An 18,893-nucleotide genomic window follows, 5' to 3' on the forward strand; every position below is an offset into this window, starting at 1 on the left:
CTCACCGTGAGTCCGGCCACCAAAGGGTTAACGCGCTGACGCTTCGCCCGGCGGACAGGCCCGTGGCGCACGCGCCTCAAGCCGCGATAGCAGGGTGGCGGGCAGGAGATGGCCGCCCGGCCAGCCGGTATCCAGCCCCGCCCCGCGCAGATGGCGCGCCAGCCAGACATTGCAGGTATTGAACAGGTGATAGGACGAGCGCGCCTTGAAAAACGCACTGCCGCGCGGATCAAGCCCCGGCCCGGCCTCGATCCCGGCGCCGTCTTCATCACGCGCCAGCTCGGCCTCGATGGCCGCTGCAAGGCTGGCCAGCCCTTCCGAGGACAGCGCCACATCCACATAATCCTGCATATAGGCTTCGCGCGGATCGCGGGTGAGGCCGGCGGCATGCACCAGAGAGCCCGTGGGCCAGGCGATGGCGGTGATGGCGTTGACCGGTCCCAGCGGGCCGGGATAGGCGCGCACATCGCCCCAGCCGATGGCGAACCAGCGCGCCTGCGGGAAGCGCTGGCGCAGGGTGCTGTCTTCGGCGAAAGCCCCGGCAGGCAGATACACGCCCGCATGCCAGCCATTGGAGCTGACCGCGATCAGCGCGCAATCGTCCGCGCCCGGCGGCGCAGGCACATCGCCTCGCCCGGCGCAGGCGGCCAGTATCAGCGCCCCCGCCAGGGCGGCGAGCAGGGCGTGGAGCGGAACATTCGCGCGGCGTCGCATGGGGGCGCCTTTCATCTGCGGTCAGGACCCCTTATATTCCATTTTGTCCGCTTCGGCGGTCTATGGCGATAAACGCGCGTGTAATAACCAGACCGGACCCGGGTGCGAATCCCGGCGGCTCCACCAAATTCCCGCTCGTTGGGCGGCATGAGGGGCCGACTAGCATCGACGGATGGCTAAAGGCGTAGCTTTCGCCCGAATGGGCTTCGTTACCAGCCCACTCAAAGTAGTTGCCAACGACAACTATGCTGAAGAGGTCGCTCTCGCTGCGTAGCAGCGCGTGCATCTCGCACTTTAAGCCCTGACCTCTAGCAAGGTCAGGCGGGGTTCGGGGGGCGCCTGGCAACAGAAGCCCCCCACTTTCCTGTTCCTCACCGCGCCTCAAACCGTAACGGCATCCCGCCTTTCGGCCGCAAGGTGACCTGCATCACCGGCTCGACCTCGCCGTGAGCGGGGGTGATGCGGGTGCGCGAGGCGATCAGGGAGAGGACGATCACCGCTTCCTGCATGGCGAAACGCGTCCCGATGCACGCGCGTGGGCCGCCGCCGAAGGGCATGAACTGATAGGGGTGGCGCGGGCGGCGCTCGGGGCTGAACCGGTCCGGATCGAAGCGGTCGGGATGCGCCCACAGCGTGCGGTGGCGGTGCAGGCAGTAAAAGGCCAGCAGCGCCACATCGCCTTTGCGCACAGGATGGCCGCAAATGTCGGTGTCGGCCACCGCGCGCCGGGCGAGAATTGGCGCGGGCGGATAAAGCCGCATCGCCTCCTCGATCACCTGGCGCGCATAGACCAGGCGCGCAGATTGTTCCGCATCGGGCTCGCCCGCGCCATAGACCGCATCGGCTTCGGCGCGCAGGGCGTCCTGACAAACCGGATCATTGGCCACCAGATACAGCGCCCAGGTCAGGGCGATGGCCGTGGTCTCGTGACCGGCGGCGATGAAGGTCATCAGCGTATCGCGGATGTCCCGATCGCTAAGCGCGGCGCCGGTGTCTGCGTCCCGCGCATTCAGGAGCAGGCCCAGAAAGTCCTCGCCCGGCTCATCCTGAGCGCGGCGCCGGGCGATCTGGCTGTCTGCAGCGGCGCGGAATATCCCGCGGGCCTTGCGGGCGCGCCAGGTCATGTAGCGCGGCGTCCATTCCGGCCAGGGAACCAGATCGGACAGGCGCATGCGCCCGATCTCCTCCAGCAAGACCTCGATGGCCGCCCTCACCTCACCGCGGTCAAACCCGTCCGCTTCGCCGAACAGGGCCTGTTCGATCACCTGAAAGGTGGCGTCGTTCATGACGCCATGCACCTCCGCCGGCCCGTCCGAGGCCAGCAGGCGCTCCACGGCGTTCAGCCCCGCCCTGGCCATCAGCGACGCGAAGGGCTCTATGCGACGGCGCGCAAAGGCCGGCTGCAGGATTCGGCGCTGGCGTTTCCAGCTCTCGCCATGGGCGGTGAGGATGGAATCGCCCAGGATCGGCGTCAGCATGCGCAGGATGAGCGGCGATTTGCGCCAGGCCTGGACATTGTCCTGCAGAACCGACTGCATGTGTTCGGGTCCGGCGATCTCGTGCACTTTGCGGCCCAGATACGGGCCGGTCAGGCGCGGCGTGTCGAACAGCGCTTCGGGCAGGATCGCCATGGGGTTGGCCCGCATAAGGCGCGCGGTCTCGATCAGGCTGACCGGCGCATCCAGCCCGCGCGAGGCCGCTGGTTCGAACAGGGCGTCGGGCGGACGCACCGCTCTGGACAGTGCGCTTGTTGCTGAGGCCAAATTCCGCTCCTTCCTGCCTGTGCAAGGCGTTCTTGAGGCCTTCGCCCGCCATGGCGATAGCATGCGCCGGGCTTCGCAACCAATGCGCGTCCTGGTGCTTTGAGGCGCCCGCGCGCAATTGACGCTGGCCGGGACTGAGCTAGGCTCGCTGTTGTCAGGAAAAAGGGCGGCTGGAGAAGGGCGGCAGGGGCGTGAGCAAGGATCTGATGCAATACGACCAGCTGGCGCAGGACGCCCTGCGCAGTGTCGTGCGCAAGGCGCTCGAACGCGCCGCCGGCCCCGGCGGGCTGCCTGGCGCCCATCATTTCTACATCACCTTCCGCACTGATGATCCGGCCTGCGATATCGACGAGAGCCTGACCCAGTCCTATCCCGAGGAAATGACGGTGGTGCTCGAGCACCAGTTCTGGGACCTGGCCTGCGATGACGAGGCCTGGGAAGTCACCTTGCGCTTTTCGGGCGTGCCCAAATATCTGCGCGTGCCCTGGCGCGCGGTGACGCGCTTCCATGACCCGAGCGTGGGCTTCCGGCTGCATTTCGACTATGTGCGCCCCGATCCGGGCGAAGCGCCGCGCGGCGGCGCAGCTGCGGCCACCGGCAATGAAGGCACGGTGGTCAGCCTTGATACCTTCCGCAAGAAGGACTGAGCGTGTCTGACAACCCTGCCGCGCGCTTCATCGCCGCATTCTCCGACCCGGCCCATATTCCGGAAGTCTCCAAGCATCTGGGCTTCGAGCTGATCGGGCTCGATCCCGAAGCCATGACGGTCGAGGCCTGGTTCACCGCCCGGCCTGTATTCCTGAACCCCAATGGCTCGGTCCAGGGCGGCATCGTGACCGGCTTTCTCGACGAGGCCATGAGCGCAGCCGCCTTCATGGCCACGGACCTGAAATCGGCCGTGCCCACGCTGGAGATGAAGACCAGCTTCCTGCGTCCGATGATGACCGGGCGCGCCCGCGCCATCGGCCAGGTGTCGCGGCTGGGGTCCAGCGTGGCGTTTCTGGAGGGCCGGTTGTGGAATGAGGATGGCGTTTTGTGCGCCACGGCTACGGCCACCGCCGCACTGCGCCCGCTCTGACGGGCCCGTATCAGGCCTTCACATCCAGCAAAGCGCCCACCTGATCGCTTGCCGAGCGGATGGAGGCCGCCGCTGCAGCGGCCTGATGATGGGCCTTGATCATATCGAGGCGCGCCTCAATGAGGGCATCAATCCAGTTCTCCGCGCGCTCTGTGGGCGAGGCGTGAGCGGCCGGGCGATCCGCCGGCGCGCTGGCGCGCACCATACGGTCCGCCGCCGCGCTCATGCGCGCATTGGCCTGCGAGAAGGCCTGTAATCCAGTGGCCATGATGCTCTGCATGAGATGATCATGCCCGCCCGCCCGTCTTCATGCACGCGACCGACGCCGGAAGGGTTAAGATGGCGTAAGCCGGACCTCCCCGGCGCACCCGGCGTTAACGATGTGACAATGAAGCTTAACGCAGCCTAGTCTGGCGTTATCCGTGCGTGGTGATTCGCGCACGCCGCCCGAACCGATGAAGAGACCGTCCGGCATGAAGGCCCGCGTCAGCGACATACTGGTGGTGCTCACCTACGCCATGATCGCGGTGGTGGCCGCCATCGCGTTCCAGCGCTTCAACCTGATGAGCGCCCAGCTCGCCTGGCTGATGGGCGCAGTGGTGTTCCTGATCGCCGGGCAGGTGCACGCCGCCGCCGCCCGCGCCGAGGAGCGCGCCCGGTTCGAGGCCGAGCTGCGCGCGCTCAAGCGCGCCAACGCCGCGCTGGCCGAAACCCTTACCAATGCCCAGACCCGGCTGGACGCTATCGATGCGCCCGCCCCAGAGGCCGCCGCCGCCCTGGCCGGGGAGCCTGCGCCGGGACGCGACGAGGCGCTGGTGGCGCGCATTCTCGCCCGGCTGGACGCCGCCGAAGCGCCCGAGCCCGAACCCGCCAGCGAGGACGCCGCGGTGATGGTGCGCGAGGCGCTCGACGCCAACCGGGTCGATCTCTACCTGCAGCCCGTGGTCGGGCTGCCCCAGCGGCGCACCTATTTTTATGAGGGCTTCACCCGGCTGCGCGACGCGGCGGGCCAGGTGGTGGCGCCCGGCGCCTTCCTGGCCGCCGCCGAGGAAGCGGGCCTGATCGCGGAAGTGGACAATATCCTGCTCCTGCGTTGCGTGCAGATCGTGCGCCGGCTGACCAAGTCCGACCGGCGGGTGGGCGTGTTCTGCAATGTCTCCCTGCGCTCGCTGGCCGATGAGGATTTCTTCCCCGGCTTTCTCGATTTCCTGCGGCGCAATGGCGATCTGGCCGGGGCGCTGATTTTCGAGATGCCGCGCGCAGCCTTTGAGGGACGCTCGGCCATCGCGGCGCGCAATATGGCGCGCCTGGCCGATTACGGCTTCCGCTTTTCGCTGGATCAGGTCAGCGACCTCAATCTCGATCTGGCCGAGCTGCAGCGTGCGGGCGTGCGCTTTGTCAAAGTCCCCGGTGACAAGCTTGTGGCCGCCGCCCATGGCGGCGAACCGGTGGCCGGACGCGAGCCCGGCGCCCTGCCGCCCGAAGACATCGCCGGGCTGTTCGCGCGCTATGGGGTCGATCTGGTGGCTGAAAAGATCGAGACCGAGGCCACGGTGGTGGAAGTGCTCGATCTCGATATCGCCTATGCTCAGGGCCATCTGTTCGGCGCCCCGCGCCCGGTGCGCGACGAGGTGCTCAGCCAGACCGATCAGGACCTGCGCCGCACCGGCTGAGCCCGCTGGCCTCGCGCACGCTGCGGCGCCATAGTGCGCGCCATGTCATCGCAAGCTCCCAACGCCCCGCGCGCCACCGTGCGCAAGATCACGCTCGGCTATGGCGTGCTGGGCCTCATCGCGTTAGCAGGCTTTTTCGCGCCGGTGGGAACCGAGCGCCTGGCCTTCTCCATGGTGCTGATGGGGGGCGCCTTCATCCTGATGGCCACCGGCATGATTGTGCGTGAAGTGGGCGGACAGCCGCCCTTCTCCGTGGTGCCCGGCTGGCCGGACCGGGCGGTGCGCATCGCTGCGCTGGTCGTGGTGGTGGCCTTCCTCGCCGCCAGCCATCTGGGCCTGGAATACCGGCCGGGCGGCGCGTGACGGGTCTGGTTCGCCTTGGTGCGCTGGCGCGCGAGTATGACGCCGTCCTGTGCGATGTGTGGGGCGTGATCCGCGACGGACGCGCCCTCATCCCCGAGGCGCTGGACGCGCTGCAGAAATACCGCGCCCAGGGCGGACGGGTGGTGCTCATCTCCAACTCGCCCCGGCGCAGCGCCTCCCTTCTCACCCATCTCGCGCAGCTGGGCGCAGGCCCGGACAACTGGGACGGCGCCGTCACCTCGGGCGACGCCATATTCGAGGAGCTGTCCCGGCGCGCGCCCGGCCCGGCTTACAAGCTGGGTCCGGACTATGATGACGGGCTCTATCCGGGGACGGGCCTGGCCTTCGCGCCGCTGGGCGAGGCGGCCTTCATTGCCTGCACAGGGCTTGTGAATGATGACCGCGAGACGCCGGAAGAGTATCGCGATCTCCTGACCGAGGCGGCCCTGCGCCGCCTGCCCATGGTGTGCGCCAATCCCGATATCGTGGTGCAGGTGGGCGACCGGCTCCAATATTGCGCCGGCGCCCTGGCGGCCCTTTACGAGACGCTGGGCGGAACCGTGGTGATGGCCGGCAAGCCGCACCCGCCCATCTACGAGCTCGCCTATCAGCGCCTGGCCGCACTGGGCTGCGAGACCGAGCCCTCGCGCCTGCTCGCCATCGGCGACGGACCGGACACCGATATTGCAGGCGCGCAAGGCGAAGGCCTGGACGCCCTGTTCATCACCAGCGGGATTGAAAACGCCCGGTTTGAACGCGGCTTCGATCCGCAAGCCGCCGCCGCCCTGCTGGCCGTGAAAGACCTTACCGCCCGCTACAGCGCGCCCGCGCTCGTGTGGTGAGCCCGGAAGGCCAGGGCCGTTTCCCCCATACACATCTGTGTCATTTCATCAGCTGCGAACTTGGCCGGGTGTTTGATCCGGGGTCAAATCAGGGCCGGATCTGACCGGCGCACCTTCATGTGCAGCGCTGGCGCAGCCAGATGCAAGGAGGAACACTCATGAAATGGTTCACTACGGCGGGACTGGCCGCCCTTATGACGGTCAGCGCCCCAGCACTCGCGGCCGCCGATTCGCCCGAGCGCGTCACGCGTGGCAATCTGGTCATGGAGAACATCCCCGAAATCCCGTCCGGCGTGCGCGAACGCCTGCGCCAGTATCAGAATGTACGCAGCGCCGGTTTCTCCGATTTCGCCCCCGATGGCGGCATCTACATCACCACCCGGTTTGGCGAGACCAACCAGATCCACCATGTGGCCGCGCCCATGGGCGCGCGCCGCCAGATCACCTTCTATGACGAGCGCACCAGCGGCGCCAGCGTGCGCCCGGACGGGTCGGGCCAGTTTGCGTTCACGCGCGATGTGGGCGGGGACGAATTCTTCCAGGGCTTCCTGCACGATCCGGCCACGGCCCGCTCGGTGCAGTTCACCCGCGACCGCACCCGCAATCAGGGCTTTGCCTGGTCACGCGACGGCGCCTTCATCGCCTTCGCCTCCACCACCTGGGAAGATCCGGACTACGCCATTTTCATGGGCGATCCGGCGGACCCGTCCTCCATCCGCGAGATCTATAAGGGCGAAGGCGCGATCACGCCGCGTGACATCTCCCCGGACGGATCGCACATGGTGATCGGGCGCTATATCTCGATCAACGAGACCCGGCTGCAGCTCCTGGACATCGCCAGCGGCGAGGCTTCGCCAATCAATCCGGACGTAACAGCCGCTTATGGCGCGGTGAGTTTCTCCGCCGATGGTGAAAGCCTGTTCGTGGTCAGCGATGAGGATTCGGAGTTCCGCCGTATCCTTGAGATCAATCTCGCCGACAATTCGCAGCGCGTGGTCACCGAGCATGACTGGGACGTGCAGGCCATGGACCTGTCCCCGGACGGCGCCCTGATCGCCTACACCATCAATGCCGGCGGGATATCCGAGCTGCACATCATCGAAGCGGCCACCGGCGCGGCGCGCCCGGCGCCGGACATGCCCACCGGACTGATCGGCTCGGTGAGCTTCAGCGCGGACGGCTCAAAGCTTGGCTTCACCCATGTCTCGGCCGGCTCTCCGGGCGACGCCTGGAGTTATGAACTGGCCAGCGCTGAGCTGACCCGATGGACCCAGTCGGAGGTCGGCGGGCTCGACACCTCGCGCTTCCAGGCGCCCGAACTGGTCCATTATGAGAGCTTTGACGGGCTCAACGTGCCGGTCTTCGTCCACCGCCCCGAAGGCGACGGACCCCATCCGGTGATTATTTCCATCCATGGCGGCCCGGAAGCCCAGGCCCGGCCCGGCTTCAACGCCAATTTCCAGTACTGGATCCATGAGCTGGGCGCCGCCGTGCTGGTGCCCAATGTGCGCGGCTCGTCCGGCTACGGCAATGAATACGTCAATCTGGACAATGTGTTCCTGCGCGAGGATTCAGTGCGCGATATCGGCGCGCTGATCGACTGGGCCGCCGCCCAGCCCGAGTTCGATGCAGACCGCATCGTGGTCTATGGCGGCTCCTATGGCGGCTACATGGTGCTGGCCAGCCTGATGCACTATTCCGACAAGCTGGCCGGCGGCATCAATATCGTGGGCATCTCCAATTTCGTCACCTTCCTGGAGAACACGGCCGGTTACCGCCAGGACCTGCGCCGGGCCGAATATGGCGATGAGCGCGATCCGGAAGTGCGCGCCTTCCTGGAGAGCATCTCCCCGGCCAATCACGCCCACCGCATCACTGCGCCCCTGTTCATCATCCAGGGCGCCAATGATCCGCGCGTGCCCTTGTCGGAGGCCGAGCAGATCCTGGCCGCCGTGCGCGAGGCGGGGGGCGATCCCTGGTATCTGGTGGCGATGGACGAGGGTCACGGCTTCGCCCGCCAGTCCAACCGCGATTTCCAGCGCGAGGCCGAGACCATGTTCCTGACCGAGATTCTCGGTCTGGAATAAGGGTTCGCGCAGTCTGAACGACCTCAAAGCCCCGGCGTCCCGCACGCCGGGGCTTTTTCCTGTTTGATCTGCGCAACCGGGCGCCATCACATCGCGAAACGCTCTAGATTGCCGGTCAATTCACATGTCTTGAAGAGGTTGCCCATGCTTCGCGCCCTGACGCCCGCCCTCGCCCTGATCCTGCTGGCCGCCTGCGGGGAGCGCCCCGCGCCCGAACCCGAGCCGGCGCCGGCCGAGCCTGAACCTGCGCCGGGCGGCGAACAGGAAGCCGCCGACATCCTCTCCGCCTTCCTTGAGGCTCATGATGAAGCCGAGGCCCTGCAGCCCGTGCTCGCCGAGGCGCGCGCCTGCGTGCGCTCTGGCGAGGATGCCGATTTCGACATCCCGGCCCGCGCCTCGGACCAGAACACCGCCCAATACAACGCTGCGGTCTCGGCGGCCTTTCTGGAAGCCAATGCGTCCAATCCGTGCGTCTTCACCCTGCCCTCGGGGCTGCAGTTCCGCATTGATGAGGCGGTTGAGGACGGCGCCTCCATCCAGCGCCCCGGCGAACTGGCCGAAGTGCATTATGAAGGCCGGCTGATCGACGGGACGGTGTTTGATTCCTCCCTCGCGCGCGGCCAGAGCGCGGTGTTCCCTTCAGACCGGCTGATCGCCGGCTGGGTGGAGGCTCTGCCCCTGATGCGCACGGGCGAGGCCTGGACGTTGTTCATCCCGTCCGATCTCGCCTATGGCCGCCATGGCACGCGCGGCGGGCCCATCGGGCCTAATCAGGCGCTGGTCTTCCAGCTGGAACTGATCAGCCTGCCCGAACAGGCGGACGGGGCCGATGACCAGTAACGCGCGCGACTGGCTGGCCGAGCTGGTGGCGTTCGACACCACCTCGCGCCATTCCAATCTCGCCCTGATCGATCATGTGGAGGCCTATCTCTCAGGCCTGGGCGCGCGGTGCGAGCGCGTGCCGAACGCGGACGGGAGCAAGGCCAATCTGCATGCCGTGATCGGCCCGGAAGTGGATGGCGGCGTGGTCTTGTCCGGCCATACCGACGTGGTGCCGGTGGACGGCCAGGACTGGTCCAGCGATCCCTGGGCGCTGACCGAGCGCGAGGGCCGGCTCTACGGGCGGGGCTCATGCGACATGAAGGGCTTCATCGCCTGCGCGCTGGCCGCGGCGCCCGATTTCGCCAAGGCAAACCTGAAGCGCCCGGTGCATTTCGCGCTCTCCCATGACGAGGAGGTGGGGTGCCTGGGCGCGCCGGCCATGATCGAACGCATCGCCGCCAACCATCCGCGCCCGTCCTGCGTGATCGTGGGCGAGCCCACCGAGATGCAGGTGGTGAGCGGCCACAAGGGCCTCTACTCGGTGCGGGTCGAGCTGACCGGCAAGGAAGCCCATTCCAGCCTGGTGGAAAGCGGCGCGTGCGCGGTGACCCACGCCGCACGCCTGATGCACTGGCTGACCCAGGAAGCGGCGCGCCTGAAAGCCGCCGCGCCCGCCGGCAGCCCGTTTGATCCCCCCTATGGCACGCTGACCATCGGGCGCATGGGCGGGGGCTCGGCGGTAAACATTCTGGCCCGCGAGGCCTGGTTCGAGGCGCTGATGCGCCCGGCGCCCTGGGATGACGGGCCGGGCCTGGGCGCCCGGCTGGAAGAGGAAGCGCGCCAGGTCGAGGCGCAGATGCGCCGCACAGCGCCGGACGCACGCGTCACCGTCACAGTGATGTCCGACGTGCCGCCCCTGCGCCCTGAAGAGATGGGCGAGGCCGAGGCGCTGGCGCGCGCGCTGACCGGCGACAACGCCCCGCGCGTGGTGGCCTATGGCACCGAGGGCGGGCAGTTCCAGGAGGCGGGCTTTTCCACCGTGATCTGCGGGCCGGGCTCCATCGCCCAGGCGCACCAGCCTGACGAGTTCATCGCCATCAGCGAGCTCGACGCCTGTATGGGATTTCTCAAAAAGCTGGAACAGCGCCTGTCGGCGTAAGGCGCGGCTCAGGCCGCCTTGGGCGGATTGACCACGTCATTGCGCTCGTCCAGCAGCACCACGGTGGGCTGGAACACGCGCGCGGCCTCGGCGTCCATGGCGGCGTAGGACACCACGATGATGCGGTCGCCCGGCTGGGCCAGGCGCGCGGCCGCGCCATTGATCCCGAACGTCTTGGAGCCGCGTGGCGCGGTGATGGCGTAAGTGGTGAAGCGCAGGCCGTTATTGATGTTGAGCACATCCACCTGCTCGTTCGGCAGGATGCCCGCAGCCTCAAGCAGATCGGCGTCGATGGAGATCGAGCCCTCGTAATGCAGGTCGGCCTGGGTCACCACGGCGCGGTGAAGCTTGGCTTTCATCATGGTGAGCTGCATGGCTCTGGCTCCTCGCACGCGGCGGCGCAACATGGCCGCCAGGGTCCGGTTTGTGCAGCGCATATAGCGCGTCCGGACATGCTATGCATCCCCCTTCCTGTGGAAAGCGTTACACAAGCGCCTTGGCGGGGATGACCTTTGAGGCCTGCCATGTCTAGGCTGGCGGCGCACAGACCGGAGCCCGCCCATGACCCAGCCCGTCACCACCCACCAGGCCGAGGAGGATGCACGCAATGAGCAGATCCTCATCTGGATCAATGGCGCGCTCAAACCCAAAGCCGAGGCGCTGGTCAGCGTCTATGACAGCGGCTTCATGCTGGGCGACGGGGTGTGGGAAGGCCTGCGGCTCTATAACGGGCGCTGGGCGTTTCTGGACGAGCATCTCGACCGTCTGTTCGAGGCCGCGCGCGCCATCGACCTTGATATCGGGCGCACTAAGAACGAGATCGCCGCCGCACTGGAGGAAACGCGCCAGGCCAATGCCATGGTCACCGACGCCCACGCCCGGCTGATGGTCACGCGCGGGGTCAAGACCCGGCCCTTCCAGCATCCCTCCCTGTCGCGGCAGGGGCCGACCATCGCCATCATCATGGAGCATTCACGCCCGAAACTGCCGCGCCCGGTGCGCCTGGCGACGGTCCCGCATCTGCGCGGCCTGCCCATGACCCAGGACCCCAAACTCAACTCCCATTCCAAGCTCAATTGCATCCTGGCCTGCATCGCCGCAGAGAAGGCCGGGGCGGACGAGGCGCTGATGCTGGACGTGCATGGCTTTGTGAACACCACGAACGCCTGCAATTTCTTCATCGTACGCAAGGGCGAGGTTTGGACCTCCACCGGCGATTACTGCATGAACGGCATCACACGGCGCAAGGTGATCGCCCTGTGCCGGGAGAACGCCATCCCCGTGTTCGAGCGCAATTTCTCGCTGGTGGACTGCTATGGCGCAGACGAGGCCTTCCTGACCGGCACGTTCGGCGCCCAGACGCCGGTGGGCATGATTGACGGGCGGGTGATCGGAACCGGCGACGCCGGCCCGGTCACGCAGCGCCTCCGTGATCTCTACAAGCAGCTTGTGGGAGGCTGAGCCCATGCGCCTCGCCATGTGGTCCGGACCGCGCAATCTCTCCACCGCGCTGATGTACGCCTTCGGCTCGCGCGCGGACTGCGCGGTGATCGACGAGCCGTTCTACGCCGCCTATCTCGCCCGCACCGGGCTCGATCACCCCATGCGCGACGCGGTGATCGCGGCCGGCGAGACCGATCCGGACGCTGTGATCGCGCATCTCACCGGGCCGGTTCCCGGCGGCAAGGCGCTCTTCTATCAAAAGCATATGTGCCACCACATGCTGGACGGGTTTCGCCGGGACTGGCTCGATCAATGCGCCAATGTGTTCCTGATCCGCCACCCGGCGCGCGTGGCGGCGAGCTTTGACGCGCGCCACGAAAACCCCACGCTGGAGGATCTGGGCGTGCCGCAGCAGAGCGCGCTGTTCGACGAGGTTGCTGCACGCGGCCTGCCTGCCTTCATTATCGACAGCGCCGATATCCGCGCATACCCGCGCGCCGCGCTCACGGCGCTTTGCGAGGCGCTGGGCATCGGGTTCGACCCGGCCATGCTCAGCTGGACAGCCGGCGGGCGGCCCGAGGACGGGGTGTGGGGGCCCCACTGGTACGCGGCGGTGCACGCCAGCACCGGCTTTGCCGGGCCGGAGGGCGATCTGCCCGTCCTGCCCGCCCGCCTGCAGGGCGTGGCCGATGCGGCCATGGAGACCTATCAGCGCCTGCACGCCCTTCGTCTGAAGCCGGTCTGAGGCGCCCTGAAGCGAGTGTTTACGCGCCACGCGGCGCTGACCCGAAGCGTCCTGGCGCCAGAGCGACGGACGCTACTCTGGTATGACCGGCAAGCCCCAGCCTTCATATCCGTAAGCGCTGCTGCGCGGCGGTTCGATGGCCTGACAGGCGTACACCGTCACAAAGGCCGGCGCCTCGACCACAATGGCCATGCCCGCCCTGTTCTGGTCCAGTCCGTAGAATATCGTCCGCCCCGGAATGGCGCCCGTGATCCTGTCCGGATACCAGGGATCGGGCGGCTGCAGCGCGTAACGGCCTGACCCGGTGCTGAAAGCCTTCGAGCCGGTCTTACCCTCCACGAACGCCCCGCTGGCCCGGTCCAGCATGAAATGGTCCGGCCCGCCTGCCTCACCGCCCCGTTCGGACAAAACCCCGGTCCAGGCGTTGAGCTGCGCGGTCTCATAGCAATAGACATCCAGCGCGTCCCGCACTGGCGCTTCAGGAACCGGCGGGGTCTGGCCCGTCAGGGCGGCGGCCAGTACGGCCAGAGATGTGATCGTCATCATGACGTCGAGCCTGGCGCCATGTCCGGACCTTGCGCCATCCCCTGTTCAGGGCGCATGCGCCTGCGTCATCCTGCCGCACCCCGCGCAGACAAGCGCCTGCTTCCGCAAGGGCGGGCGAAGGCGCATCTGTAAGGGGCCGGGAATTGGCCGGTGTTCTTTTGAGTGTTCTTTCGATGACTGACATCACTGTGCGCCCTGCCGGGCGCGTAAGCCTTTCCGACGCGATCGCCGCGGCGGCGGGCTCTTTGTTCGCAGGCGCGTGCCTGTTCTGCGCCATTGGCGCTTTCGTGTGGGCGCTGGCCTATCTCACCGAATTGCCGGTCCTGGCGCTGGGCGCAGCGGAAGCCGTCGTGCTGGCGGGCTGTCTGGCTATAACCTGGTTATTGTTCCGCAAGGGGCTAAAGGTGGCCGCGAACGGCTTCGAGAACGCCTGACGCGTCCTTGTTCCGCCCGCGCGCAAATTGGGCTAGGCAGAGGGCCTTCCGCCAGCCTTGGATGACGTGCGCCCATGAAGAAGGACCCCGTTGATGTCGCCCCGCCCGATCCGGCCTGGATCGAGGAAGGTCATGAGTGGGCCGAGCGGGTGGCGGGCGCGCTCAAGGCGCTGGCGCTGCGCGTGGACCATGTGGGCTCCACCGCCGTGCCGGAGCTGGCGGCCAAGAATGTCATCGACATCCAGGCCCTGGTGGTGCGGCTCGACGAACCCGAAGCGGTGATTGCGGCCATGAGCGGGGCCGGCTTCCGCCATGCGCCGGACAATACCAGCGACATCCCTCACGCTGACGCTGCGCCCGTGCTGGGCGCCGATGACTGGCGCAAGCTGTTCTTCCGCGAGCCCAAGGGCTGCCGCCGAGTGCATGTGCATGTGCGCCGCAATGGCGCGGCGGCGGCGCGGCGCACCTTCCTGATGCGCGACTATCTGCGCGCCGACCCGGCCGCCCGGCGCGATTACGGCGCCTTCAAGCTGGCGCTGGCCGACAAGACCAAGAAGGACCGGGCCGCCTACCAGGCGATCAAGAGCCCGTTCATCGAGACCGTGATGCGCGCTGCCGAAGGCTGGGCCGAGCTCAGCCGCTGGACCCCCGGCGCGCCGGACGCCTATTGGAGGAGCGAGGGATGAGCGAGCGCTTTGTGCTGGGCGTGATCGGGGGCTCGGGGCTGTATGCCCTGGACGGCCTGGAGGACGTGCGCAAGACGCGCGTGGAAACGCCCTGGGGCGCGCCCTCCGGCCCGCTGCTGCGTGCGCGGCTGGAAGGACTGGATCTCGTCTTCCTGCCCCGCCATGGCGAAGGCCACGCCGTCTCGCCCAGCGCCATCAACTACCGGGCCAATATCGATGCGCTCAAGCGCGCGGGCGTGACCGACATTCTCTCGCTGTCCGCCTGCGGCTCGCTGCAGGAGCATCTGGCGCCCGGCCATTTCGTGGTGGTGGACCAGTATGTCGACCGCACATTTGCGCGCGAGAAAAGCTTTTTCGGCGCCGGGTGCGTGGCCCATGTGGCGATGGCCGATCCGGTGTGCGCGCGCCTGTCGGGGCTGGCCGCCGACGCCGCAGAAGCGGCCGGCGTGGCCCAGGTCCATCGCGGCGGAACGTATCTGGCCATGGAGGGCCCGCAATTCTCCACCCGCGCTGAAAGCGCGCTCTACCGGTCCTGGGGGCTGGATGTGATCGGCATGACCAACATGCCCGAGGCCAAGCTCGCCCGCGAGGCCGAGCTGCCCTATGCCAGCGTGTGCATGGTCACAGATTATGACTGCTGGCGCGCGCCGGACGCCGATGTGGCCATCGCCGAAATCCTGGAAGTCATGGCCGCCAACACCCACCACGCCCACGCCATGCTGAAATCGCTGGCCAGGGCGTTGTCCGGCCAGGCCCGCACCCCTTCACCACAAGGCATAGAGCGCGCTCTGGACCACGCCATCATCACCCCGCCATCCCACCGCGACCCGGTCCTGATCGCCAAGCTGGACGCCGTCGCCGGCCGCGTCCTCAGACCCTGACCGCCAGCGCAGGGGGGCGTCCTGCCGCTAATCCTCATAATCCTCCGGCTTGGTCACATAGTTGAGCGCCAGGCGGCCGCCGTCGGGATAGAGGCACTGGCCGGTCATATAGCTGGAATCGCGTGAGGCGAGAAACCAGGCGACGCCGGCGATCTCGTCGGGATCGCCGATGCGGTTGAGCGGCGTGCGCGACAGGATGCGCTTCATGGCTGCGCGGTCCTCCATCACCGATTTGAGGATGTCGGTATTGACCGAGCCCGGCCCGATGGCGTTGACCCGCACGCCCCAGGGCGCCAGCGCCAGCGCCATGGACTTGGTCATCTGGTTGAGCGCGCCCTTGGCGGTGCAATAGGCCAGCTGGTCTGGAATGGCCACCCTGGCGTTGACAGAGGACATGTTGATGATGGCGTAGCGCCGCCGGCAGTCCTCGGCGCGGGTTTCCTCGGCCTCGATCTGTTCGATCATCTGGCGCGCCGCAGCGCGCGCCACCAGGAAGGCGCCGCGCAGATTGACCCCCATCACCCGGTCGAAATCCTCCAGCTCCAGATCGAGAATATCGCCCCCGGCGATAATCGCGGCGTTATTGACCAGCACATCCACCCGGCCGAAGGCCGAGCGGGTCTCGGCCATGAGATTGTTCACCGCCAGCTTGTCGGACACATCGCACTGCACGAAGATCGCGCGCTCCTTGCCGCCCGCCAGCTCCTCGGCCAGCGCTTCGCCTGCGATATCGTCGACATCAGCGATCACAACGCTCAGGCCTTCCTCGGCGAAACGGCGCGCGCAGGCCGCGCCAATGCCCTTGGCGCCCCCGGTGACAATGGCGACGCGGTCAGAGACAGGCATGGGATGGCCTCCTTGAGGGTGTCATTGGCGGCGGGTGCGGGCGTAATCGGCCGCGATCTCGCGGCTCGCCGGGTCGAGCTCATGGGCGCGGGCATAGAGATCGCGCGCCTCATCCATCCGGCCCAGCTGCTCCAGGGCGGCGGCGCGTGAATGGGTGATGGCGCCGCTGTCCGGGCGCATCTCCAGCGCCGCATCACATGTGGGCAGGGCCTCTTGCGCGCGCCCGGCCTTGACCAGCGCCCAGCACAGCGCGTTGAGGGCGCCGGCCCCGTCCGGTGCAAAGCTGACCGCTTCCAGGGCATCATCGAGTGCGGCGTCATGGCGGCCCAGGGCGGCGAAGGCCGCCGAGCGCCCCGACAGGGCGGCGGCGCTGTCCGGGTTCAGCGCCAGCGCCGCGTCGAAAGACCCGGCCGCGCCAGCCGCATCGCCGGTCTCCAGCTGGGCCGAACCCGCGATCATATGGGCGGTGACGTCACGGGGGCTGCGCATCAGGGCCGTGCGCGCATCGTCCAGCGCATCCTCATGACGGCCCAGGCGCAACAGCGCCATGGCGCGATTGCGGCGCACGGCCGGGTGCGCCCCATCGCCTGTCTCGCGCTCGATCAGCTCCAGCAGCGCGTCATAAACGCTCAGAGCGTCTGCAAAATGCTCCTGCCCCATCAATGAGGCGGCCAGACGCAGGCGCAGCTCGGCCTCCTCTTCCCAGTCATGGTCTGAGAATGCCAGACAGGCTTCATACGCGGCTTGCGCATCGGCAAAACGCGAATCAGCCATAAGCCCGGGCGCATCGGCGCATGCGCCGCCTGCCGCTTCTGGCGCCGCTTCAGGACCGGAAGGGGCGCAGGCGGCGAGCCCGGCGGCAAGTGCAAGAACGAGAAGGGCGCGCAGCATGACAGCGTCCTGAGCGATGGAAGGCTCCTTGGTGCCTGCGCACCATGACGGGCGCGCGCAGGCGGGGCAATGGGCGGGCGCTGCGCGCTGGCGATTGTCCGGCCTTGCGCAGAATACAAAAGGGGCGGACGCCTGCGCGCCCGCCCCTGGTCTCATCCCGCATGACAGCGGGGGATGATGGCGCTCCGCGCCGCCTTACTGGCGCCGGCGGAGCCGCTCTATCTCTTCCTTGATCTTGAGCTTTTGCTTTTTGAGGGCAGCGAGTTGAAGCGTGTCGGCGGAGGGGTGTTTGAGGGTTTCCTCGATCCGGGCGTCCAGTTGTGAGTGACGGGCGTCCAGTTCCTTGATACGCGCTTCAGCGGCCATAAGTGCCTCCTTGGCTGGATGGGAGTAGAGTGAACCATCAAACCGGGGTGTTACGCAAATCACATATTGCTCCGGAACCCGGACAATCTGTCACAAGGTAAACCATGACTGACGCATCTCGCCTGGTGGTGGGCATTTCGGGCGCTTCTGGCGTGATCTACGCCCTGCGCGCGCTCTCGGCGCTGCGTGACCTGGGCGTGGAAAGCCATGTGGTGGCCAGCAAGGCCGCCGAGATGACGCTGAGCTATGAGACGGGCCTGAGCCCGTCCGTTCTGCGCGAGCGGGCCGATCATCTCTACAAAATGCCCGATGTGGGCGCGCCCATCGCCTCGGGCTCGTTCCGCACGCTGGGCATGCTGATCGCGCCGTGCTCGGTGCGCACCATGAGCGAAATCGCCACCGGGGTGACCTCCAGCCTGCTCACCCGCGCCGCCGATGTGGTGCTGAAGGAACGCCGCCGGCTGGTGCTGATGGTGCGCGAGACGCCGTTTCATCTGGGCCATCTGCGCACCATGACCCAGCTCACCGAGATGGGCGCGATCATCATGCCGCCCTTGCCCGCCTTCTACGCCAAGCCCGAAACGCTCGATGACATGATCGATCAGTCGGTGGGCCGGGCGCTGGACCTGTTCGGGCTGGACTGGACGCCAACACGGCGCTGGGGCGAGGACATCACCGAAGGCGCACGGCCTGCAGCACGCACCCGCAAGCCATGAACACGCCCCCGGAGCGATTCTGGGATTTCTCGCTGGCGGTCTATCCGCGCCCCGGCGTTAAGGACGCCTGCCTGGACCTGCAGGGCGCGGGGCTGGATGTGAATCTGGCGCTGTGGATCGCCTGGCATGGCGCGCACGGGCGCGACGCCGCCCCCGCCCTGGACGCCGCTATCGCCTTGTCGCGCGACTGGAGCGCGGGCGTGGTCAAGCCGCTGCGCGCGGCGCGCGATGTGCTAAAAACGCCGCCAGATTACGTCCGGCCAGAGGAGGCCAGGGCCCTGCGCCAGGCCATCCTCGCCACCGAGCTGGAGGCCGAACGCCTGCAGCAAATGGCGCTGGAGCCGCTACAGGGCGCCCGGCCATCAGGCCTTGCCCCGCGCGCGCTGACTGAGGACGGGCTCGCCGCCTGCGCGGCCAGGATGAGGCTGGACATAGCGCCGCACTTGTTTGTCGAATCCGTTTTCGGCGCGCTCGAAAGCGTGTAATATCCCTGCATCCTCAAGGGACGGCGCTTGAGGCCGCCAGCCTGGCCCCTCGCCGTCCCGGCATTCTCGACCGGTCAGATCAGGCGCGCCTGCCCTGCAGTGCGAAACGCCGTCCTAATTCTGGAGGGACCTATCACAGTCATGGACGGGGAGTTTGACGAAACCGCCCTGCGTCAGCGCCTGGATGCGCTGCGTGACGAGCACCGCGCCCTTGATGAGGAAGTGCGCCTTCTGACCATGTGCGGCGTTGTGGACCAGCTCAAGATCATGCGCCTGAAGCGACGCAAGCTGTCGCTCAAGGACGAGATTTTCCGTCTCGAGGACATCCTCAATCCCGACATCATCGCCTGATT

24 protein-coding genes and 1 other RNA gene are annotated in these 18,893 nt (G+C 67.4%); 17 read left to right on the forward strand and 8 right to left on the reverse strand.

Annotated elements, in window-relative coordinates; all coding sequences use genetic code 11:
• Positions 1–27 precede the first annotated feature (27 nt).
• Positions 28–714, reverse strand: a complete 687-nt coding sequence (locus F1654_RS11160) for a DUF2459 domain-containing protein (protein WP_199200556.1) — start codon at positions 712–714, stop codon at positions 28–30.
• A 5-nt stretch (positions 715–719) separates the two neighbouring features.
• Between F1654_RS11160 and ssrA the strand changes: the two genes are divergently transcribed.
• Positions 720–1,075: a transfer-messenger RNA gene (ssrA, locus tag F1654_RS11165) on the forward strand.
• A 10-nt stretch (positions 1,076–1,085) separates the two neighbouring features.
• Here the strand turns inward: ssrA and F1654_RS11170 are convergent.
• Positions 1,086–2,477: a cytochrome P450 gene (locus F1654_RS11170; protein WP_199200557.1), complete on the reverse strand. Its 1,392-nt coding sequence runs from the start codon at positions 2,475–2,477 to the stop codon at positions 1,086–1,088.
• 206 nt (positions 2,478–2,683) lie between these two features.
• On the opposite strand from F1654_RS11170, the gene F1654_RS11175 reads away from it, so the two are divergent.
• Both F1654_RS11175 and F1654_RS11180 read left to right on the forward strand, forming a co-directional pair.
• Positions 2,684–3,124 carry an SspB family protein gene (locus F1654_RS11175; RefSeq protein WP_150023704.1) on the forward strand — a complete coding sequence of 147 codons (441 nt, stop codon included), beginning with the start codon at positions 2,684–2,686 and terminating at the stop codon, positions 3,122–3,124.
• 2 nt (positions 3,125–3,126) lie between these two features.
• On the forward strand, positions 3,127–3,555 hold the full coding sequence (locus F1654_RS11180; protein WP_150023627.1) for a PaaI family thioesterase: 429 nt from the start codon (positions 3,127–3,129) through the stop codon (positions 3,553–3,555).
• A gap of 10 nt (positions 3,556–3,565) precedes the next feature.
• Here F1654_RS11180 and F1654_RS11185 read toward each other — a convergent pair whose 3' ends face one another.
• The gene (locus F1654_RS11185; protein WP_150023628.1) at positions 3,566–3,835 is read right to left on the reverse strand and encodes a hypothetical protein; all 270 of its coding nucleotides are present in this window, start codon (positions 3,833–3,835) and stop codon (positions 3,566–3,568) included.
• Positions 3,836–4,028: 193 nt separating this feature from the next.
• Here F1654_RS11185 and F1654_RS11190 point away from each other — a divergent pair, with 193 nt between their 5' ends.
• The 6 genes from F1654_RS11190 to argE all read left to right on the forward strand — a co-directional run bounded on the left by F1654_RS11190 (position 4,029) and on the right by argE (position 10,501).
• The gene (locus F1654_RS11190; protein ID WP_150023629.1) at positions 4,029–5,228 is read left to right on the forward strand and encodes an EAL domain-containing protein; all 1,200 of its coding nucleotides are present in this window, start codon (positions 4,029–4,031) and stop codon (positions 5,226–5,228) included.
• 42 nt (positions 5,229–5,270) lie between these two features.
• Positions 5,271–5,591, forward strand: a complete 321-nt coding sequence (locus F1654_RS11195; protein WP_150023630.1) for a hypothetical protein — start codon at positions 5,271–5,273, stop codon at positions 5,589–5,591.
• On the forward strand, positions 5,588–6,433 hold the full coding sequence (locus tag F1654_RS11200; RefSeq protein ID WP_150023631.1) for a TIGR01459 family HAD-type hydrolase: 846 nt from the start codon (positions 5,588–5,590) through the stop codon (positions 6,431–6,433). The genes F1654_RS11195 and F1654_RS11200 overlap by 4 nt, the downstream gene beginning before the upstream one ends.
• Positions 6,434–6,591: 158 nt before the next feature.
• Positions 6,592–8,520, forward strand: a complete 1,929-nt coding sequence (locus F1654_RS11205) for a S9 family peptidase (protein WP_233205260.1) — start codon at positions 6,592–6,594, stop codon at positions 8,518–8,520.
• 144 nt (positions 8,521–8,664) lie between these two features.
• Positions 8,665–9,360, forward strand: coding sequence for an FKBP-type peptidyl-prolyl cis-trans isomerase (locus F1654_RS11210; protein ID WP_150023633.1), 696 nt, complete (start codon positions 8,665–8,667; stop codon positions 9,358–9,360).
• Entirely contained in the window at positions 9,350–10,501 is a 1,152-nt protein-coding gene (gene argE / locus F1654_RS11215; RefSeq protein ID WP_150023634.1) for an acetylornithine deacetylase, read from the forward strand. The genes F1654_RS11210 and argE overlap by 11 nt, the downstream gene beginning before the upstream one ends.
• Before the next feature lie 8 nt (positions 10,502–10,509).
• Here the strand turns inward: argE and panD are convergent, their stop codons facing one another.
• Complete coding sequence (gene panD / locus F1654_RS11220) at positions 10,510–10,875, reverse strand: aspartate 1-decarboxylase (protein ID WP_150023635.1); 366 nt, start codon at positions 10,873–10,875, stop codon at positions 10,510–10,512.
• 187 nt (positions 10,876–11,062) lie between these two features.
• On the opposite strand from panD, the gene F1654_RS11225 reads away from it, so the two are divergent.
• Both F1654_RS11225 and F1654_RS11230 read left to right on the forward strand, forming a co-directional pair.
• A complete protein-coding gene (locus F1654_RS11225) occupies positions 11,063–11,962 on the forward strand; it encodes a D-amino acid aminotransferase (protein ID WP_150023636.1) in 900 nt (299 codons plus the stop codon).
• A gap of 4 nt (positions 11,963–11,966) precedes the next feature.
• The gene (locus F1654_RS11230) at positions 11,967–12,689 is read left to right on the forward strand and encodes a sulfotransferase-like domain-containing protein (protein WP_150023637.1); all 723 of its coding nucleotides are present in this window, start codon (positions 11,967–11,969) and stop codon (positions 12,687–12,689) included.
• 72 nt (positions 12,690–12,761) lie between these two features.
• On the opposite strand, the gene F1654_RS11235 is transcribed toward F1654_RS11230, so the two are convergent.
• On the reverse strand, positions 12,762–13,235 hold the full coding sequence (locus F1654_RS11235) for a hypothetical protein (RefSeq protein WP_150023638.1): 474 nt from the start codon (positions 13,233–13,235) through the stop codon (positions 12,762–12,764).
• Positions 13,236–13,408: 173 nt separating this feature from the next.
• Between F1654_RS11235 and F1654_RS11240 the strand changes: the two genes are divergently transcribed.
• The 3 genes from F1654_RS11240 to F1654_RS11250 all read left to right on the forward strand — a co-directional run bounded on the left by F1654_RS11240 (position 13,409) and on the right by F1654_RS11250 (position 15,236).
• Positions 13,409–13,669: a hypothetical protein gene (locus F1654_RS11240; protein ID WP_150023639.1), complete on the forward strand. Its 261-nt coding sequence runs from the start codon at positions 13,409–13,411 to the stop codon at positions 13,667–13,669.
• 74 nt (positions 13,670–13,743) lie between these two features.
• Positions 13,744–14,355 (forward strand): GrpB family protein, encoded by a 612-nt coding sequence (locus F1654_RS11245; RefSeq protein ID WP_150023640.1) that lies wholly within the window; start codon positions 13,744–13,746, stop codon positions 14,353–14,355.
• A complete protein-coding gene (locus F1654_RS11250) occupies positions 14,352–15,236 on the forward strand; it encodes an S-methyl-5'-thioadenosine phosphorylase (protein ID WP_150023641.1) in 885 nt (294 codons plus the stop codon). Before F1654_RS11245 ends, F1654_RS11250 begins: the two co-directional genes overlap by 4 nt.
• 27 nt (positions 15,237–15,263) lie before the next feature.
• On the opposite strand, the gene F1654_RS11255 is transcribed toward F1654_RS11250, so the two are convergent.
• The 3 genes from F1654_RS11255 to F1654_RS11265 form a co-directional block, all read right to left on the reverse strand.
• Positions 15,264–16,082 carry an SDR family NAD(P)-dependent oxidoreductase gene (locus F1654_RS11255; RefSeq protein ID WP_150023642.1) on the reverse strand — a complete coding sequence of 273 codons (819 nt, stop codon included), beginning with the start codon at positions 16,080–16,082 and terminating at the stop codon, positions 15,264–15,266.
• Between the two features lie 21 nt (positions 16,083–16,103).
• Complete coding sequence (locus F1654_RS11260) at positions 16,104–16,973, reverse strand: tetratricopeptide repeat protein (RefSeq protein ID WP_199200558.1); 870 nt, start codon at positions 16,971–16,973, stop codon at positions 16,104–16,106.
• A gap of 195 nt (positions 16,974–17,168) precedes the next feature.
• Positions 17,169–17,339 carry a YdcH family protein gene (locus F1654_RS11265; protein WP_150023644.1) on the reverse strand — a complete coding sequence of 57 codons (171 nt, stop codon included), beginning with the start codon at positions 17,337–17,339 and terminating at the stop codon, positions 17,169–17,171.
• Positions 17,340–17,443: 104 nt separating this feature from the next.
• Here F1654_RS11265 and F1654_RS11270 point away from each other — a divergent pair, with 104 nt between their 5' ends.
• The 3 genes from F1654_RS11270 to F1654_RS11280 all read left to right on the forward strand — a co-directional run bounded on the left by F1654_RS11270 (position 17,444) and on the right by F1654_RS11280 (position 18,891).
• The gene (locus F1654_RS11270; protein ID WP_150023645.1) at positions 17,444–18,055 is read left to right on the forward strand and encodes a UbiX family flavin prenyltransferase; all 612 of its coding nucleotides are present in this window, start codon (positions 17,444–17,446) and stop codon (positions 18,053–18,055) included.
• Positions 18,052–18,540, forward strand: a complete 489-nt coding sequence (locus F1654_RS11275) for a TIGR02444 family protein (protein WP_150023646.1) — start codon at positions 18,052–18,054, stop codon at positions 18,538–18,540. The genes F1654_RS11270 and F1654_RS11275 overlap by 4 nt, the downstream gene beginning before the upstream one ends.
• Before the next feature lie 141 nt (positions 18,541–18,681).
• The gene (locus tag F1654_RS11280; protein ID WP_150023647.1) at positions 18,682–18,891 is read left to right on the forward strand and encodes a YdcH family protein; all 210 of its coding nucleotides are present in this window, start codon (positions 18,682–18,684) and stop codon (positions 18,889–18,891) included.
• Positions 18,892–18,893: the final 2 nt, after the last annotated feature.

It is taken from the genome of Alkalicaulis satelles (assembly GCF_008630495.1).
GTDB lineage: Bacteria > Pseudomonadota > Alphaproteobacteria > Caulobacterales > Maricaulaceae > Oceanicaulis > Oceanicaulis satelles.

Bases quoted from the DNA above. Each gene is read 5' to 3' on its own strand.
- F1654_RS11160 (WP_199200556.1), bottom strand. From the start codon at position 714: ATGCGACGCCGCGCGAATGTTCCGCTCCACGCCCTGCTCGCCGCCCTG.
- F1654_RS11175 (WP_150023704.1), top strand. From the start codon at position 2,684: ATGCAATACGACCAGCTGGCGCAGGACGCCCTGCGCAGTGTCGTGCGC.
- F1654_RS11185 (WP_150023628.1), bottom strand. From the start codon at position 3,835: ATGCAGAGCATCATGGCCACTGGATTACAGGCCTTCTCGCAGGCCAAT.
- F1654_RS11190 (WP_150023629.1), top strand. From the start codon at position 4,029: ATGAAGGCCCGCGTCAGCGACATACTGGTGGTGCTCACCTACGCCATG.
- F1654_RS11195 (WP_150023630.1), top strand. From the start codon at position 5,271: ATGTCATCGCAAGCTCCCAACGCCCCGCGCGCCACCGTGCGCAAGATC.
- F1654_RS11205 (WP_233205260.1), top strand. From the start codon at position 6,592: ATGAAATGGTTCACTACGGCGGGACTGGCCGCCCTTATGACGGTCAGC.
- F1654_RS11210 (WP_150023633.1), top strand. From the start codon at position 8,665: ATGCTTCGCGCCCTGACGCCCGCCCTCGCCCTGATCCTGCTGGCCGCC.
- argE (WP_150023634.1), top strand. From the start codon at position 9,350: ATGACCAGTAACGCGCGCGACTGGCTGGCCGAGCTGGTGGCGTTCGAC.
- panD (WP_150023635.1), bottom strand. From the start codon at position 10,875: ATGCAGCTCACCATGATGAAAGCCAAGCTTCACCGCGCCGTGGTGACC.
- F1654_RS11225 (WP_150023636.1), top strand. From the start codon at position 11,063: ATGACCCAGCCCGTCACCACCCACCAGGCCGAGGAGGATGCACGCAAT.
- F1654_RS11230 (WP_150023637.1), top strand. From the start codon at position 11,967: ATGCGCCTCGCCATGTGGTCCGGACCGCGCAATCTCTCCACCGCGCTG.
- F1654_RS11235 (WP_150023638.1), bottom strand. From the start codon at position 13,235: ATGATGACGATCACATCTCTGGCCGTACTGGCCGCCGCCCTGACGGGC.
- F1654_RS11240 (WP_150023639.1), top strand. From the start codon at position 13,409: ATGACTGACATCACTGTGCGCCCTGCCGGGCGCGTAAGCCTTTCCGAC.
- F1654_RS11245 (WP_150023640.1), top strand. From the start codon at position 13,744: ATGAAGAAGGACCCCGTTGATGTCGCCCCGCCCGATCCGGCCTGGATC.
- F1654_RS11250 (WP_150023641.1), top strand. From the start codon at position 14,352: ATGAGCGAGCGCTTTGTGCTGGGCGTGATCGGGGGCTCGGGGCTGTAT.
- F1654_RS11255 (WP_150023642.1), bottom strand. From the start codon at position 16,082: ATGCCTGTCTCTGACCGCGTCGCCATTGTCACCGGGGGCGCCAAGGGC.
- F1654_RS11260 (WP_199200558.1), bottom strand. From the start codon at position 16,973: ATGCTGCGCGCCCTTCTCGTTCTTGCACTTGCCGCCGGGCTCGCCGCC.
- F1654_RS11265 (WP_150023644.1), bottom strand. From the start codon at position 17,339: ATGGCCGCTGAAGCGCGTATCAAGGAACTGGACGCCCGTCACTCACAA.
- F1654_RS11270 (WP_150023645.1), top strand. From the start codon at position 17,444: ATGACTGACGCATCTCGCCTGGTGGTGGGCATTTCGGGCGCTTCTGGC.
- F1654_RS11275 (WP_150023646.1), top strand. From the start codon at position 18,052: ATGAACACGCCCCCGGAGCGATTCTGGGATTTCTCGCTGGCGGTCTAT.
- F1654_RS11280 (WP_150023647.1), top strand. From the start codon at position 18,682: ATGGACGGGGAGTTTGACGAAACCGCCCTGCGTCAGCGCCTGGATGCG.